This window comes from Micromonospora sp. HNM0581, from assembly GCF_012726175.1.
Classification (GTDB): Bacteria; Actinomycetota; Actinomycetes; order Mycobacteriales; family Micromonosporaceae; genus Micromonospora.
In genome coordinates, this window is the sequence record NZ_JAASAD010000003.1 from 361135 (window position 1) to 378235 (window position 17101).

Here is a 17101-nt window from a genome sequence, read left to right on the forward strand (position 1 = left end):
ACCGACTGAGTGAACCATCCGCCCGGACGGCGGGGACATCGGGACCCGCGATGGCCGATTAACGGTAGGGGGTTGGCTGCACGATCGGTGGTGGCCAGCGAACCCGGCCGATACTACGCCAGCACCCGGCACACCGCACGACGCCCACACAGCCCGACTACGCTGTGAATACAGTCCCTGACGGGCTGATCGGCGGGCCGGTTCAGCTGCGGATGCAGCAGCCCTGGCAGACCTTCGGCTGGGGCAGGGTGAAGGCGAGACAACAGGTGCGGCGCTGCACGATCGGCTCCCCGTTCGGCCCGGGCACCAGCTCCACCAGATCGGCCAGGCCGAGCGTGTCGAGCAGCGTGTGGATCGCCTCGACCGCGGAGCCTGGCAGGTTGTCGGCGGCACGCAACAGCCCGTGGGCGATACCGGAGGCCGCCGAGCCGAGGAGCGTACGGGCACCGATGCGGACCTCGCGCTGGATCGCGGCGACCACCGGCGACAGGTGTCCGTCCAGCAGGGTGGCGCGCAGTGCGGTGAGCAGTTCCCGCTCGTCGGCCACCACTCGGACCTGAGGCAGCCCGGCGAGCGCCAGCGGATCGTTTGGCAGCACCGCGATCGGAATCGACTCGCGTAGTCCCACGGTAACCAGGGTGCGCCGGTCGGTGAAGTGGATCAGTGTCTCGGTGTGGTCGAGCAGCGGCACCCGTCGGGCGGCAGCCCAGCCGAGAACCACCGGCAGCATCGCCCAGTAGCTGTACGCCTTCCAGGCGAGGGCGGCGGAGGCGTGCGCGGAACCACCCCAGAGGCGGCCGGCCGAAGAGAGCAACTCAGACAGCCCGGCACCGGTCAACGACGTCGCCGGGGACCAACCGGTCTCGTCGACGACCAGGATGCCCGGGGCGAGCCCGGGGAGGACGTCGGTGCCGAACATGGCACGAAGTGTCGCGGTGACCGGAGCCAAGGGTGTGGTGGCGGGGTCCTGAACGGGCAGCACCGCTGTCACCTGCTCCACCCCCGCGTCACCTGTCCGTCCCGATCCTGAAGTGTCCATGGCCGCACTAAGGCTAGCCTAACCACACTGTCGGGCGCAGGGAAACCCGAGGATGGGTGGAAGCAAGCGAATCGGTCGCTTGTGAGGGTGAAAACTACACACGGTGTCGTTATGGGGACTCGGGGCAGAGTATCGACAAGAGTCGTCCTTCAGTCAAGATACTTGTCCACTAACTGCCAGATCGGTGTGCGAACGGCCACCCAACGTGAAACTTGGTACTCCCGGCCACGAGGAAGCTGATGACGACCTCACCGCTCGATCGGGCTGCCGACTCCTTCGCCGCCGAACTCGCCCGGCACCGTACGGAGCGGGGGCTGACCAAGAAACAACTGGCCACCAAGATGGGATTCGACCCCTCGTACGTCAGTCACGTCGAGGGCCGCCGGCACCGACCGACCGAGGACTTCGCCCGCCGGGCCGAAGCCGTCCTGGAAGCCAGCGGTGCGATCTGGCAGCGCTTCAAGGAGTACGACGACCTTCGCCACGCCCGCAGTGAACGCAACCACCGGGAAAGCATCCTGCCCGGCCAGTGGATGCCACCCGGCACCGGTCTGATCGTCGAACGCGAAACCGCAGTCCTCACCCACACCGAAGACGCCTACCGTTGCGTCATCCGCCGTGAGCTGTACAACGCAGGTGTCGAACCCGTCACCCGCTACCTCATCCGCATCGCAGTGGACCGCTACCCCAGCGACCCGGGCCGCTCCAACCGCCACCACCGGGAACACCCACTCAGCTTCGCCGAGCTGCAACTGGCCGCGAGCCGTGAGGAGTTCGGTGAGCGCGAGAGCATGCACTGGCGAGCCAAACACGACCGGGACGCATTCAAGGAGGTCTGGCTGCTCTTCGAGAACGGCGAACGGCGATTCCCGCTCTATCCCGGACACCGCGCCACCATCGAGTACGCCTACACCGTCGGGCAGGACAAATGGGGGCCGTGGTTCCAGCGTGCGGTACGCGTACCGACCCGGCACCTCGCCGTCCGCCTGGACCTGCCGGTGACACTGGACCCGCAGGTCTGGGGCGCGGAGACCTCTCTCTCAGCGGAGGAAGGCCCGCTGCGGACGGCAGTGAACCGACGCGACGTAGGCGACCGGGCGATCTTCGACTGGGCGACCGACGACCCGCCACTCAATGCCCGGTACCGGCTGCAGTGGCGGTTCCGCGCCCGATCGGAGCCCGAGGCGGAAGGCGGCCGCGTCCGGCCGTCAGACCGGATGCGCGGACTCGGCATCGTGCAGCGCGGTGCTGACCTGCTGCGTCAGCCGGCCCGACCCTTCGACCTGCCACGAGAGGAAACAGCCGCCCGGGAGACCGTCGACCGGCTGGTCACCGCGCTGGCCCGACTGGACGAACTGCATCCCTTCACCAAGGGTGTCGGGATCGCCGCACCTCAACTGGACATCGACCGAGCCGCTGCGGTGGTCCGCCCGCCGGACCGCACCGCCGAGCCAGTCGTACTGCTCAACCCCCGGGTGGTCGACGCGGCACCACACACCGACGAACAGTACGAGGGGTGCCTCTCCTTCTTCGACCATCGCGGGTTGGTGCCGCGGCCGCTGCGGCTCGATGTCGAACATGAGCGGTTCGAAGGCGGTCGGCTCATCACGTCCTTCGAGTTCGGCATGGCTCGCTTGGTCGCACACGAAATCGACCACCTCGAAGGTCGGCTCTACGTCGACCGGATGGCGCCGGGGGTGCCATTGGTGCCGATCGAGGAGTACCGCGAATCCGGCCACCCCTGGCGCTACTGAGCCCTCTACACGCGCTGACCGACGCGGGACGTGGTGCTCGGCCGCCCGATCGGGGGACCGGGGTGCGTGCCCCAGGGGGCAGGGGCACGCACCCCGGCTCGGGGGGAGTAAAGCTCTACAGGTTGCCGAACGTGTCGTAGCGGGTCCGCTGCGGCGGAACACTGTCCGCGGCGAGTACCCGCAGCGTGGCACGTACCATCGGCGCCGAACCGGAAACAAAGCAGTCGTGGGTCGTCCATGGCCCGTATCGGGCGACCACGTCGGAGATCTCGCCCTGCTCTCCGTCGAAATCCGGGTCGTCGCTGCACGCCGGAGTAACCGAAAGCCACGGATGGGCGCAGACCAGTTCCCGTAGCCGGTCGAGACCATACAGGTCAGCCTCGGTCCGGGCGCCGTAGAAGACATGCACCCAGCGCGCCCGGTTGTAACCGGCCAACTCCTCGACGAGCGCCTTGACCGGGGCCAGCCCGACGCCACCGGCGACACAGAGAATGTCCCGCTCCGAAGAACGGTCGACCGTCATCGATCCCATCGGCGCGGCGATCCGCAGCAGATCGCCCGGCCCGGTGCGGCGGACCAGGGCGCCGGAAACCCAACCCGCGGCATCGGCCGGCGTGCGGACGTGGAACTCCAGCACATTGTCGTCGTTCGGAGCGTTCGCGATCGAATACGTACGCCACACCCGCGGATGATGACGCGGCACCTCGAGGCTGACGTACTGACCCGCTTTCCACGTCAACGGATGCTGCAACGCCCGGCAGGTGAGAACCGCCGTGTCCGGGCCGTATCGCTGGTGGGTCAACACCTCGGCGTGCCAGAACGGGGGATCGTCGTCCGCTGCCGCCCCAGCCAGCATCCTCTCGGCGATCGCCGCGTACGCGTCGCGCCACGCCTGGTCGTACTCCAGGTTCCAGCCGTCGCCGGCGATACTGCGCAACGCGTCCAGCAGCGCGACGCCCATCGTGTCGTAATGGGCTGACTCGACATGATATTTTCGATGATCCCGGCCGAGCGCACGAAGGAACTCGTCGAAGCCCTCCGGATCGTCCACCGTGTGGATCGCCGCGATGATCGCCTCGAGCAGCCGATCGCCCTGGCCCGTCATCTGCACCGGGAAAAGCTTGCGCATCTCGGGGTCGAGGAGGAAAAGGCGGGCGTAGAAGTGACCGCTGAGCCGTACCCGGTCCTCTTCCACGAGAGTCCAGCTCTCCTTCAGCAGCCGCGCGAAGTTGTCCACCGGGGCGCTCCCTCTTCTGACGGCGGATCGGGTGCAGACAGAATCTCCACCGAGCGTGCACGGAGGTCGCACAGACTGTGCGATCGCATCATGAGTGCGGCTCGCCGGAGTGCGGACGGCACCGGAAGCGCCTCCGGTCGGGCAGAGTGGCCCGGTGACCGTTGAGCTCACCCGCCCGGTGTCCCGCCGGACGCTCGGCACCGAGACGATGCTGGTACTCGGCCTCTCACTCGGGCAGTCGGCCGTGTACGCCGTCGTGTCGATCATCGCGAAGTTGACCGCGGAAGGCGGCCTGTCACGGCAGACCGCAGCGTTGAACACCTCCGCCTCGGCCCGCCCCTACCTGGACCTGACCTACCAGCTGCTGGGCATCGTCTTCGCACTGCTACCGGTGCTGTTCGCCGTACACCTCCTGGCGCGGGACCCCGGCGACCCGGTACGCACCCTCGGCCTGGACGTCACACGACCCGCCTCCGACCTGGCCCGGGGCGCCGGACTGGCAGCGCTGATCGGACTCCCCGGCCTGGCGCTGTTCTGGGTGGCGGCCCAGCTCGGCATCAACGCCACCCTGGTGCCGGCCGCCCTGCCCGACCTGTGGTGGACGGTGCCGGTGTTGATCCTCGCCGCCTTCCAAAACAGCATCCTGGAAGAGGTGATCGTGGTCGGCTACCTGATGACCCGGCTGCGTCAGCTCAACTGGCGGGTGGGGGCGATCATCGCGGCCAGCGCCCTGTTGCGCGCCTCGTACCACCTCTACCAGGGGTTCGGGGCGTTCATCGGCAACGCGGTGATGGGCGTGGTGTTCAGCCTCTTCTACCTGCGTACCCGCCGGGTGATGCCACTGATCGTGGCCCACGCCCTGCTGGACATCGTCGCCTTCCTCGGCTACGCCCTGCTACCCCGAGAATGGTTCACCTGGCTCTGACGTGCGCTCCCACCCGCCGCGGCATCTTAGATGATCAATTGGTTGGTGGCGCGATTGTGCTCAACCGGAGCTTGCGGCGGTGAAGCGGGCCGGGCGGTAGAACGAGGTGGCCCGCGCGGCCAAGCGTTCGACCACCGCCGAGTTGCCGGCCGCCGCAGCCACCGCCACAGCGCCCGGCAGCAGCCGCGACGCCAGCCGCAGCGCCAGCCAACCGCCCACCTGCGCGGTCAGCGGGGCCGCCAGGCGCCGGGCCGCCTCGACCGCCCGGAACCCAACCTCGTCCTCCGTCCCCTGCGCCGCCAGCGCCACCCCGACCGCCGACCGCGCACTCGCCAGATCAGGATGCACCCCGGTCAGGGACAGCAACTCCACCGCCCGGTCCGGATGCGCCGCATCACGGCCGTACACCGCCGCCAGATGCAACACCAGATTCGCCTGCGACCAGAGCGCCGCCGCCAGTTCGACGACCGGCGCGGAAACCCCGGTCAGCGTGGCGGTTGCCCCACCGACTCCGGCCTGCCGAACAAAACGTCGAGTGGCCAGCCGGGCCAGCCCGTCCGCACCCACCCCCGGGTACAACTCCCGTAGCCGGCGGACCCACTCGGCCGCACCAGGCCCGAAGGTCTCCACCGCGGCCAGGGCCAGCAACTCCGGCGCGAAGCCCGGATGATCGAGCAACCGCGCGACGAGCACCCGCAGACTTGACCCCGGCGTACGCGCCGAAGCGACCGGATCACCCGTGGCCGCCCTGTTCCTGGTCGTGCCGCCGGCGGCCGATGCGCTGGTGGCCATCCCACGGGTCGCCTTCTTCGCGGCCTTCCGGGCCGACTTGACCGGTGCCGCCCCCGCCGCCGTCCCGGCGGTGGCTGTCACCGGAGCAGCCTCGCCCACGCCGGCCCCCGAACGCCGCGTACCCCTCCCCGACGCGCGGCCTGTCTGCTCCGGCGCCGTCCCGTCGCTCGCCTGGGCCCTTCCTCGTGCCGTTGTCATCCTGGCCGCCGCCTTCCGTGGAGCCCTGCCCGCATCGGCTACTGCGGGGCGGATCGTTCCCTGCCCGGGACCTGACTTCCCGGCGTCGACGGAAACGGTGTCGGTGGCCAGGGAGACCGAATCGCCATCGGTGCTCCCAGCGCTCGTCTCCGCGGCGTCGACGCCTCGGGTGTCGTTCGTCTGAGCATCGGTGCCAGAGTCGGTAGATCCAACCTGAGCTGGCTGCACCCCCTTGCTCCTGACAGTTCTCCGACGGGCGGTTCCACCCCCGGCCGGAGCCGTGTCCGTTCCGGCGCGGTCGACCTCCGTCGCCGCCGGCACGCCAGCACGACCACGACGACCCGACGCAGGTGCCGCCGTCACGTCCCCGGCACTCTCGGCGGTCGGCGACCCTGTCCTCCCGACATCCCCGGAGCCACTTGCGAACGGCGGCGAGGGCGTAGCGGCAGGCTCGGACGCGTCCTGGCCGGCACGGCGTGGCTGCGGCTGCTCCGCCACCGGTGGCGGCTGGAAGAGCACGCCCGGCGCCGCTTTCGACCGCCGAGGACGGGACCCGACCCGGTCCTCCTGTGCCTCGGGAGACGGCGGAACCGGCGGTGGCGTGAAAATCGCCTCCGGGGAGCGTCGACGGACTCCCTCAGCAGGCTCACGGCGGTCGTACTCGCTGGGCGGCTGCTCCTGCATGTCGATGGAGCGTAGTCCTGATCACCCGAATACACAGCGGGAGGCGTCACCGAGCCGCTGGCCGCAGCACGTTCCGGTAGTCGCTTTGCTCCCGACCGGGCGGGGCCTGTATCCTCGGGCGCGGTGGTCTGCGGGCCACCTGGGAGACTTCGCCTAGTCTGGTCTATGGCGCCGCACTGCTAATGCGGTTGGGGTCTTAAAGCCCCTCCCGGGTTCGAATCCCGGAGTCTCCGCGCGAAGGCCGGGTGTGTAGACTGGCCGAGCACCAGCGCCCGTAGCTCAACGGATAGAGCATCTGACTACGGATCAGAAGGTTAGGGGTTCGAGTCCCTTCGGGCGCACAAACGATCACGGCCGTGACCTGCGGAGACAAGGGTCACGGCCTTTTTGTTTCCCATTTTCGGCCCTGAAAATCCCATCTGTTGGGAGCGTGGTGATCGGATGGTGATCGCGTGTCGCAAGCGTGTTGCGTCCACAGTGGAATCCGGTGTTGAGCAGGACTTTGACCACGCGCATCGAGGCTGGACCCGCATCCCCTTCCGGTTACTGTCCGTGACGCTTGCGGGAGTGTTAATCGTCCCGGTCGGAGCCGCCACGGGGCTGTGTATCCCGGTGCCCGGTGCGCAGGCCAGTGGGCGGGACTCAGCGGATGACCCTCCAGCCGGGTGATCACCCGGCGGAACTCGGGCGAATCGCTACAGGTCCAGCAACGGCGACGCGTTGCTTCGGCCGGGCCTTACCCCCGGAACTTGGACACGGGGTTTATGCGGCCTGTGGATGGTAGCTGATCTTTCTTGGATCCGCTCGTAGGTGATCGGGGACTGCTGCCCGAGCCGGGAGTGACGGCGGACGGTGTTGTAGCGGTGCAGCCAGCGGAAGCTGGTGAGCCGCGCGTCGCGTTCGTCGGTGGACGCGCGGCGGCCTTGCAAGGTCTCGCGTTTGAAGGTCGCGTTGAACGACTCGGCGAGGGCGTTGTCGGCCGAGCTGCCGACCTTGCTCATCGACTGCCGGACCCCGTCCGCCGCGCAGGCGGCGGCGAAGGCCTTCGATGTGTACTGGGCTCCGTGGTCGGAGTAGAAGATCGCGCCGGCCAGACTGCCGCGGGTGCGCCGGGCGGCGTACAGGGCGTCGATGATCAAGTCGGTACGCAGGTGGTCGGCGATCGCCCAGCCGGCCAGCCGACGCGAGTGCAGGTCGATGACGGTGGTCAGGTAGAGGAACCCGCGCTCACCGACCGGCAGGTACGTGATGTCGCCGACTTAGCGCTGGTTGACCGCAGGCGCGGTGAAGTCACGGCCGATCAGGTTCGGGGCCTTGGCCGCGGCCGGATCCGGGATTGTCGTCCTGGTCCGGCGGCGCAGCCGCAGGCCCTGCACACCAATCGAGCGCATCACCCGCTCGACGCGTTTGTGGTTGACCAGGATGCCGTCGTCGCGCAGCTCGGCGGTGATCCGCGGTGCCCCGTAGGTGTTGTCGGTCGCGTGGATCGTGCGGATCTGCCGGGCCAGCACGTCATCGGCGGCCTGCCGGGCCGCTCGTGCGGGTGCGGTGGACGTCCAGTAGTAGTAACTCGACCGGGCCACCCCGAGGATCTGACACAACCGCTTCGCGCCGTAGCGCTCATGGTGGTCGGCAACGAACTGGAAGCGGTTCACCAGCGCGTCCCCCCGGCGAAATACCGGGCCGCCTTCCGCAGAATGTCCCGTTCTTCTTCAAGCTCCCGGACCCGCCGGCGCAGCTCGGCGTTCTCCGCCTCCGCCGAGCCCGGCTTGGCCGTCGCTGCCGTAGGCCGTCCGGATCCGCCGTCACGGCGCTGGTCATCGGCGCGGACCCAGTTACGCAGCGTCTCCCGGTTGATCCCGAGATCGGCGGCGATCACCGCGATCGTGCTGCCCGGCCTCGACCGGTACAACGCCACCGCGTCGGCCTTGAACTGTGCGGGATAGTGCTTGTTCGCCATGCTGTTCCAGGACTCCTGATCTACCCGGACCTCACGATCCAAGGTTCAAGTGTCCAAGATCAAGGGGGAAGGCCCAGGATCTCGGCGTCCTTTTGCCGGTCGCTCGTCGGCAACAGCCGCAACAGCGCCAGAGCGTTGGTCACACCGAGATAGGCCAGTCGCAGTAACACAACCGATCATCCTCGCGGAGCAGGACGCATCGAGCCTCACCGAGGTCCGATCGCCGAAGCCAGTCCGGATCCGTCCTGCTCACGTCGGCAGCGAGATGGCTGTGGCTAGGGTGGATGGGGTTTCGGCACGCGCAGGGTCGGCAGCCGGTACGGCAGGGTCGGTTCGAAGAGTTTCAATTGGCTTGCCAATCGCAATAGTTACATGATCCTATGTCATAGCGGATGCCGGGATCGGCCAGCGTCAGCACGGGGGGATCTACATGCTTCACACCACGACCGAGCGCACAGACCAGCCAACGACCGTCCACACGGAAGGCTGAGCTGCTTGGGTCAGCGATCAATCGCCAGTCCCTCCGCATCCCGTACCGGCGACTGGCTTGCCTTGCTGCAGCCAGCCTGCGACGGCGCGCGTTTGCGAATGGTGGTTTTCGCCCACTCCGGTTCCGGCCCCAACGCCCTGCTGCCCGCGGTGCGTCAGGTACCCGGTGACGTCGAGATCGTCGGCGTGACACTGCCGGGCCGGGAACGCCGTTTCCGGGAGCGGTTCACGGAGCCGTATCCGGACGCCGTCGCCGGCGCCATCGCCGCGGCTCTCCACGAGCTGGATCCACTGCCCACCGCGTTCCTCGGGCACAGCCTCGGCGCCCAACTCGCCATGGCAGTGGCCGGCCGGGCGCCACGGCTCTGCCAGGCCCTGCTGCTCTCGGCCTGCCCGCCGGCCACGCCGCTCACCGGGGGGCCGCTGGGCGCCGACCAGGTCGTCCGGACCGTGGAGCTGGCCGGTGGGGCCTCCCGGGAGATCCTTGACGAGCCGTCCCTGCGTGACTGGACGATCGAGGTGCTCCGCACCGATCTCGAACTCGGCCGGCGGCTGGCCGCCGAGTCCGTGTCCCTGCCGGTGCCGCCGCTGGTCGCGGGCGGTGCCGACGACGAGCTGGTCACCCCACCGGAACTGCGGAGCCTGGCCCGGCAGCGCGGCGTGTCCACCGGTCCGCGTTTCCTGCCCGGTGGCCACTTCTATCTGCTGGACGAGCGCAATCGGTCGGCGTTCCGGTTGCTGATCGATGACCTGCTGGACGCGGCACGCCGCGGCGCCGACAGCCGGCCCGCTTCCTTCGGCACGTTGCACGAGCTCCCGGGCTTCCAGCCGGGCTTCTCGACACACGTGACGCTCGAGGGGCTGAACCCGGCCGGATCGATCAAGATCCGGACGGCGCACCAACTGCTGCGCGAGGCCGAGCAGGATGGTCGACTGGGGCCGGGCGCCCGGATAATCGAGTCCACTTCGGGCAACCTTGGCGTCGCGATGGCCGCGCTCTGCGCTCGCCAGGGCTACCGTCTCACCCTCGTCATGGATCCGAACGCCAACCGGCGGTCGATCCGTGTGGCTGAGCAGTTCGGCGCCACGGTCGTGCGGGTAACCGAACGCGACGCGGCCGGGGGCTACCTGGCCACCCGAATCCGCTACATCCAGGACCGGGTGGCCGCCGATCCCGGCCTCATCTGGCTCAACCAGTACGCCAACCCGGCCAACCTCCGGGCGCACAGCCGGTGGACAGCGCCTGAGTTCCTCGACGCTTTCGGAACCCCGGACTGGCTGTTCGTCGGAGCCGGCACGACCGGGACGCTGATGGGCTGTCTGGACGCCATCGAGACGCGCGGGCTGCCGACCCGGGTGGTAGCGGTGGACTCGGTTGGCTCGCTGCTGTCCGGCGGCCCGGCACGCCCGCGCATGATCCCTGGCCTGGGAGCGTCCCGGATCCCGGAGATCTTCGACCCGGCCCGGGCGTTCACCATGGTCGCCGTCGAGGAAGCGCATGCCGTCGCGGTGTGCCGGCACGTGGCCCGGCATCACGGCCTGCTGCTCGGGGGCTCCTCCGGCAGTGTGCTCGCGGCCGTGTGTCTGCTCCGCGACGACATCCCGCCGGGCGCGCGTGTTCTGGTCGTCTCCCCCGATATGGGGGACGGCTATCTGGAGACCGTCTACGACGACGACTGGGTCCGGGAAGCGTTCGGCCCGAAGGTTCTGGACGCCGAGGACCTCAGCTACATCCGTCCGGCCGACTATGCGGGAGTAACCGGTGTCTGATCTGCAACTTCTCGGTGGCGCGGCGATCGGCCGGCTGCTGGACGGCTCGGAGGAGGCGGTGGTAGAGGCGGTACGCGTGGCGTACCTCGCACATGACCGGGGCGAGACCGTGAACCCGGACAGCCACTTCCTGCGATTCCCGCACCGGCCGGAGGCGCGGATCATCGCGCTCCCTGCATATCTGGGCGGATCCACCGATGTCGCCGGCATCAAATGGATCTCGAGCTTCCCGGCCAACCACCAGGCCGGGCTCCCGCGCGCGTCGGCCGTCCTCGTGCTCAACGACATGCGCACCGGAATTCCGTACGCGGTCCTCGAATCGGCCCGGATCAGCGCCGCACGGACCGCGGCGTCGGCGGCACTGGCCGCCTCGGTCCTGGTGGCCGGCTCGCCGGCTACCGTCGGTTTCCTCGGCGGCGGCCCGATCGCCCGCACCATCCACCGCTATCTCGGTGCGATCGAGCTGACCGGCGGCGAGATCCGATGCCATGACGCCCGCGGTGACGTCGCCGAGGCGATGGCCTCCGGGATCCCCGCGGCGCACAGCACCGACGCCGCCGCGGTATTGGATTGCGACCTGGTGGTCCTGGCCACCTCGGCCGGCAAGCCGTACATCGGGCCGGACACCGTGTTCCGGGCCGGGCAGACGATCCTCAACATCTCACTGCGCGACCTGGCGCCGGAGATCCTGCTCGGTGCGGACAACTTCTTCGACGATGTCGAGCACTGCATGAAAGCCGACACCAGCCCACACCTGGCCGAGCAGCTCACCGGTGGACGCGACTTCGTCACCGGAACGTTGGCCGACGTGCTGCTGGGAAGGCGGTCGCGTGACCCCGGCCGTCCAGCGGTCCTCTCGCCGTTCGGCCTGGGAGTGCTCGACCTCGCGGTCGGCGACTACGTCTACCACCGCGCTGCCGACGAGGGCCTGCTCACGACCGCGCCGGACTTCTTCGCATGATCGTCGACAGAAGCCGGCTCGGGTCGTACGCCGACCGGCCGCTCGCCGCGTCCGCCGCCGCGCTGCTGCTGGTGGCCCGGGTGCATGCCGACACCTCACGAGTCGCGGTGCGGCTCAACGACGTCGTCCTCGCGGCCGATCTACCGGGTGACCGCCCCCTGTCGTCGCTGCTGAACGACGCCGAAGTGCTGCTGAGTAACGCCGAGGCGGCGCTGGACGGCGCCGGCGGACCGCTGGACGCGTCCGGCGGTTCGCTGATCGTGGCGACCGCGTCGACCGGGCCGGACGGCGTGCACCTGACCGTCACCGCCGGCGGCGACCGGGTGCTCGGCCATTGGGTGCGGGCCCTCGACCTGCTGCGCACCGCCCCGTCCGGGCCGCTGGCCGAGGCTGACCTGCGCGACGACGAGGAACGGGACCGCCTACGGGCGGTGAGCGCCAACGAGACCTCGATCAGGCCCGGCACCATCACCGAACTGTTCGATCAGCAGGTCGCCGCCCGGGGCTCCGCGGTGGCGATCGTCGACGGCGACGGTCCGGTCACCTATGCGGATCTCGGCCGGGCGTCGGAGGCGATCGCCACCCGGCTCGTAGGCCTGGGCGCCGGCCCCGGGCGTCCGGTCGCGGTGCTGCTGAGCAAGGGCGCACCCATGATCACCGCGCTGCTGGGGGCGCTGCGGGCCGGAGCGGCGTACGTGCCCGTCGACCCGGCCAGTCCTCCGGCTCGGCGGGCCGCCCTGCTGCGGGACGCCGGGGCCGCGGTGCTCGTCGTCGACGACGGCTTCCACCGGCTGGACCATGAAGGTTCAGTTCCGGCCGACGCGGCGTACGTCATGTACACCTCCGGCTCCACCGGCCAGCCCAAGGGCGTCGTGGTGAGCCATCGCGCGGTGGTGAGCCGAGCGATCGGAGCAGACTACGTCACGGTGGGCCCGGACACCCGGCTGCTGCAGACCGGCTCGGTGGCCTTCGACGCCGCTACGTTCGAGATCTGGGCACCGCTGCTGAACGGCGGCACACTGGTCTTCGACGGCGACCGGGTGCCCGACCCGGATGCGCTGCGGTCCGCCGTCCGCCGGCACGGCATCACCACGGTGTTCTTCACCACCGCGCTGTTCCACCAGCTCGTCGACCTCGACCCGGGCTGCTTCGGCGATCTCGATGTCCTCATCGGCGGCGAGGCGCTGTCGGCCGCCCACGCGGCGCGCGCCGTGGCCGCCTGCCCGCGGGCCACATTCGTCAACGGTTACGGCCCCACCGAGAACACCTTCTTCTCCACCGTCCATCGCGTCAAGGCGCCGATCGCCGGAGAGATTCCCATCGGCCGCCCCATCGCAGGTTCACGAGCGGTGGTGATGAGCTTTGAGGGCCGCCCGCAGCCGGTGGGGGTGGCCGGTGAGCTGTGGCTCGGCGGCGCCGGTGTCTCTGACGGTTACCTGGGTCTGCCGGAACTGACCGCGGAACGCTTCGTCGCCGGGACGGACGGCTCGCGCTGGTACCGCACCGGTGACCGGGCTCGCTGGTCGGACGACCTGCGCCTGGAGTTCCTGGGCCGGCTCGACACCCAGGTGAAGCTGCACGGGCACCGGATCGAGCTGGGCGAGATCGAGGCCCGGCTGCGGGAGTGCCCCGGAGTGCGGGACGCGGTCGTCGTCGTCCGGGACGGCACCCTGGCCGCGTACTGCACTGCGGAAGCGCCCATCGATCCGGCCGACCTACGACGCCGGCTCGGTGAGAACCTGGCCTCCTACATGGTTCCGGTGTGGTGCGAACGCGTCACGGCATTTCCGCTGACCGCCAATCACAAAGTGGACCGCGCCACGCTCGCCCGGCGCAAGCCGGAGTCGCAGCCGGCTGACGGCCCGCTCTCCCTGGCTGACCGGGTGTCGCGTGTGTTCGCCGAGGTGCTCGGCGTGCCCGTAGTCGAGCACACGGACAACTTCTTCGACCTCGGTGGCACCTCGCTGCTCGCCATGCGGGTCTGGAGCCGCCTGCGGGCGGAACTGGGCCGCGACTTCGAGGTCCGGCACGTCATCGACGCGCCCACCGTCGCCGGCCTGGCTGCCGTGCTGGCCCACACCACCGACGGTCCACGGCGTCCCTCCCTGATCCCGCGGCCACGAACCGCCGGCCTCATCGAACAGGAGCAGCAGTGAACACCCTGTCCTCCGCCCAGCAACGCGTGTGGTTCTCCTACCGGTGGGAAGGGCCCAGCTCGACCTACAACGTTCCGGTCTCCGTCCGGATCACCGGGCTCCTCGACCGGCCCGCGCTGCTCGCAGCCCTGGACGACGTGATGCGCCGTCACGAAAGCCTGCGTACCCGGTTCGAGGAGGTGGGCGGCGAGGTGGTCCAGCTGGTGACGCCGCCGGACGCCTACCATCTCGAGGTCGTCCACACCGGCACCGAGGACGCCCTAGCCGAGGCGGCGCGACGGCCGTTCGTGCTCGAGTCGGAATCCCCGGTGCGGCTGATCCTGGCCGAGCTCTCCCCTCAGTCGCACGTGCTCGGTCTGGTGATGCACCACATCATCTGCGACGGATGGTCCCTGGACGTCCTCCTTGACGACCTGGCCACGGCGTACGCGGCCCGCACCGCGGGCCGGACGCCCGAGTGGCCGCAGGAACCAGTCGGCTACGGCGCGTACGTCGCGTGGCAGCGCGAACTCCTCGACAGCGTCGGCGCCCCGCAGCTCGCCTACTGGAAGGCGCGGCTCGCAGGGTTGCCGGCCGAGCTGCCCCTGCCGTACGACCGGCCCCGCCCGCCAGTGGCCGACACCCACGGCGATCGGGTGCGGTTCACCGTCGCGGCCGACGTGACCGCCAAGTTGTCGGCGCTGGCCCGGCAGCACAACGCCACCGTGTTCATGGTTCTCCAGGCGGCGGTGGCAGCGCTGCTGCACCGTCTCGGCGCGGGCGCCGATATCCCCCTCGGCACGCCCACTGCCGGCCGTACCGAGGAGGCGCTGGCCCGTACCGTCGGACTCTTCGTCAACTCGCAGGTGACCCGGGCGGATGTGAGTGGCGATCCGTCGTTCACCGAGTTGTTGGGCCGAGTGCGTGAGGACGTCCTCGAAGGACTGTCTCGGCAGGATGTGCCGTTCGAGCGGATCGTCGAAGCGGTCCAGCCGGCTCGCTCGACCGCTCGGCACCCGCTGTTCCAGGTGGGCGTCGAACTGGCGGCCGAGGCGCCCCGCTGTCCGTTGCCCGGACTGGACGTCACAGTCGCGCTGCCGGACATGGACGTCTCCAAGTTCGACCTGTCTCTCGTCTTCCACGTGGGGACCGAGATCGCGGGCACCGTCGAGTACGCCACCGCGCTGTTCGACCGGTCCACGGCGGAGGCGCTCGCCGAGCGTACGCATCATCTGCTGGCGGCCGTGGCCGCTGATCCGGACCGGCCCGTCTCCTCGGTGGAGATCCTGACCAGCGCCGAACTGGCCGCTTTGGAGAGCTGGGCCGGGCCCCAAGTGGAGCTGCCCTCGAAGACCGTGCTCGACATGTTCGAGGAGCGGGTACGGCTGATTCCCGGCGCTGTCGCGCTGGTCGCCGGTGAGCGCGAGTTCACCTTCGCCGGGCTCAACGCCTGGGTGAACCGGTGCGCGCACGGCCTGCTCGCGGCCGGCGCCGGCCCGGACATCCCCGTGGCATGCATGCTTCCCCGCACGGCCGAGGCGATCGCTTTCTGGCTGGCCGTTGGCAAGTCCGGCAGCGTTTACGTGCCGATCGATCCGGCGCTGCCCGAGGAGCGGATTCGGACTGTGCTCAGCGGCTCCGGGATCCGGCTGGTCGTCACGACCGCCGACTTCGCGGCGAAGGCCGACCCGGGCGACGGCACCGTGACCACGATCCTCGACCACCGCCAGGACGGCCGCAGCGAGGCCGACCCGACCGACACCGACAGGCCCGAGCCGCTACGCCTCGACCATGCGGCGTACATCATCTACACGTCCGGTTCGACCGGTGAGCCCAAGGGCGTTACGGTGCTGCACCGCGCGCTCATCAACGAGTGGATCTTCCACACCGGCGTCACGTTCCCGTCGCCGCGGCACCCGGAGGAGCGCCGCCGCGTCCTGCTCACCGCGGCACTGGCGTTCGATACCTCATGGGAGGGCGTGCTCGCGATGATCGCGGGGCACGAGCTGCACCTGGCCGCCGAGTCGATCCGTCGCGACCCCGCTCAGATCGTGAGGTACGTCGCCGATCAGGGCATCGACCAGCTCGACGTCACGCCGAGCTTCGGCCAGCAGCTGCTGGCCGAAGGGCTGCTGAACCTGCCACGCCCGCCGGCCGTGCTGATGCTCGGCGGCGAGGCGGTGCCCGACGCCCTGTGGGAAGAGTGCCTGCGGGCACCCGCCACGAAGGTGTTCAACTACTACGGGCCGAGCGAGTTCTGCATCGAGGCCAGTGGCTGCGCGCTGGATCAGCACCCGCGGAGCACGATCGGCCGGCCGCTGCCGAACACTCGCATCCTGGTCCTCGACGAGCACCTGAACCGGGTGCCGGTCGGGGTTCAGGGCGAGCTGTACCTGTCCGGGGCCAACCTCGGCCGTGGCTATGCGGGGCAGGCGGCGCGTACGGCGGAACGGTTCGTCGCCAACCCGTACGGCGCTCCGGGCGAGCGCATGTATCGCAGCGGTGACCTGGCCCGGTGGACCGCGGAGGGCTTCCTGATCTTCGGCGGCCGTTCGGACGACCAGGTCAAGCTGCGCGGTTTCCGGATCGAGCTCGGCGAGATCCAGCGACGGATCCAGGAGCACCCGCAGGTGGGTGAAGCGGCGGTGGTGCTGCGCGAGGACCAGCCGGGCGAGAAGCGGATCGTCGCGTACGTCGTCGGGGAGGCCGGGGGTGCGGAACTGCGGCCCTGGCTCGAGGCGCGGCTGCCGGAGTACATGGTGCCGTCCGCCTTCGTCACCCTGGACGCGCTGCCGCTGACCCGCAACGCCAAGCTTGACCGGGCCGCGCTGCCCGAGCCGGACTTCGCGCCGCTGGCGACCGGACGCCAGCCGGTCACCAAGGTGGAACAGCAGGTAGCCGCACTGTTCGCTGAGGTGCTCAAGGTCGACGCGATCACGCTCGACGACAACTTCTTCGATATGGGCGGCCATTCGCTGCTCGCCACCCGGCTGGTCAACCGGATCCGCGGGGTGCTGCGCAAGGACATCGACCTGATGGCCCTGTTCGACGTTCCGACCGTGTCCGGGGTCGTCGCGAACCTCACCGATCTGCCCGCCGACGAGGCGCGCCCCAGGCTCGGCGGCGCGGCCCGATGATCATCACTACCGAAGGGGTC

Annotated in this window: 9 protein-coding genes, 2 tRNA genes and 1 pseudogene; 8 read left to right on the forward strand and 4 right to left on the reverse strand. The window is 69.7% G+C overall.

The genetic code is table 11. From position 1 onward, the window contains the following. Positions 1 to 202 precede the first annotated feature (202 nt). Complete coding sequence (locus tag HCA58_RS07090) at positions 203 to 919, reverse strand: IucA/IucC family C-terminal-domain containing protein (protein WP_205807915.1); 717 nt, start codon at positions 917 to 919, stop codon at positions 203 to 205. Between the two features lie 359 nt (positions 920 to 1278). On the opposite strand from HCA58_RS07090, the gene HCA58_RS07095 reads away from it, so the two are divergent. Continuing rightward, on the forward strand, positions 1279 to 2793 hold the full coding sequence (locus HCA58_RS07095) for a peptide deformylase (protein WP_169596937.1): 1515 nt from the start codon (positions 1279 to 1281) through the stop codon (positions 2791 to 2793). Between the two features lie 115 nt (positions 2794 to 2908). On the opposite strand, the gene HCA58_RS07100 is transcribed toward HCA58_RS07095, so the two are convergent. Further along, a complete protein-coding gene (locus tag HCA58_RS07100; protein WP_169596938.1) occupies positions 2909 to 4030 on the reverse strand; it encodes a globin domain-containing protein in 1122 nt (373 codons plus the stop codon). Positions 4031 to 4184: 154 nt separating this feature from the next. Here HCA58_RS07100 and HCA58_RS07105 point away from each other — a divergent pair, with 154 nt between their 5' ends. After that, positions 4185 to 4955, forward strand: coding sequence for a CPBP family intramembrane glutamic endopeptidase (locus tag HCA58_RS07105; RefSeq protein ID WP_169596939.1), 771 nt, complete (start codon positions 4185 to 4187; stop codon positions 4953 to 4955). Positions 4956 to 5015: 60 nt separating this feature from the next. Here HCA58_RS07105 and HCA58_RS07110 read toward each other — a convergent pair whose 3' ends face one another. Continuing rightward, on the reverse strand, positions 5016 to 5828 hold the full coding sequence (locus tag HCA58_RS07110; RefSeq protein ID WP_169596940.1) for a hypothetical protein: 813 nt from the start codon (positions 5826 to 5828) through the stop codon (positions 5016 to 5018). A 943-nt stretch (positions 5829 to 6771) separates the two neighbouring features. On the opposite strand from HCA58_RS07110, the gene HCA58_RS07115 reads away from it, so the two are divergent. Further along, positions 6772 to 6862: transfer RNA gene (locus HCA58_RS07115), tRNA-Ser, on the forward strand. Positions 6863 to 6897: 35 nt separating this feature from the next. Beyond that, a tRNA-Arg gene (locus HCA58_RS07120) sits at positions 6898 to 6970 on the forward strand. A gap of 435 nt (positions 6971 to 7405) precedes the next feature. On the opposite strand, the pseudogene HCA58_RS07125 reads toward HCA58_RS07120, so the two are convergent. Further along, positions 7406 to 8589, reverse strand: a pseudogene (locus HCA58_RS07125) (IS3 family transposase); the annotation flags it as partial. 588 nt (positions 8590 to 9177) lie between these two features. On the opposite strand from HCA58_RS07125, the gene sbnA reads away from it, so the two are divergent. Genes sbnA through HCA58_RS07145 form a run of 4 tightly spaced genes read left to right on the forward strand, consistent with a single transcriptional unit; the run spans position 9178 to position 17081 of the window. Next, entirely contained in the window at positions 9178 to 10848 is a 1671-nt protein-coding gene (sbnA, locus tag HCA58_RS07130) for a 2,3-diaminopropionate biosynthesis protein SbnA (protein WP_169596941.1), read from the forward strand. Continuing rightward, complete coding sequence (gene sbnB, locus HCA58_RS07135; protein WP_169596942.1) at positions 10841 to 11809, forward strand: 2,3-diaminopropionate biosynthesis protein SbnB; 969 nt, start codon at positions 10841 to 10843, stop codon at positions 11807 to 11809. Before sbnA ends, sbnB begins: the two co-directional genes overlap by 8 nt. After that, entirely contained in the window at positions 11806 to 13965 is a 2160-nt protein-coding gene (locus HCA58_RS07140) for a non-ribosomal peptide synthetase (RefSeq protein WP_169596943.1), read from the forward strand. Before sbnB ends, HCA58_RS07140 begins: the two co-directional genes overlap by 4 nt. Further along, positions 13962 to 17081: a non-ribosomal peptide synthetase gene (locus tag HCA58_RS07145; RefSeq protein ID WP_169596944.1), complete on the forward strand. Its 3120-nt coding sequence runs from the start codon at positions 13962 to 13964 to the stop codon at positions 17079 to 17081. Before HCA58_RS07140 ends, HCA58_RS07145 begins: the two co-directional genes overlap by 4 nt. Positions 17082 to 17101: the final 20 nt, after the last annotated feature.

What these genes read in the sequence shown, in the direction of transcription:
- HCA58_RS07090 (WP_205807915.1), bottom strand. Translation starts at nt 919, where the DNA reads ATGTTCGGCACCGACGTCCTCCCCGGGCTCGCCCCGGGCATCCTGGTC.
- HCA58_RS07095 (WP_169596937.1), top strand. Translation starts at nt 1,279, where the DNA reads ATGACGACCTCACCGCTCGATCGGGCTGCCGACTCCTTCGCCGCCGAA.
- sbnA (WP_169596941.1), top strand. Translation starts at nt 9,178, where the DNA reads ATGGTGGTTTTCGCCCACTCCGGTTCCGGCCCCAACGCCCTGCTGCCC.
- HCA58_RS07140 (WP_169596943.1), top strand. Translation starts at nt 11,806, where the DNA reads ATGATCGTCGACAGAAGCCGGCTCGGGTCGTACGCCGACCGGCCGCTC.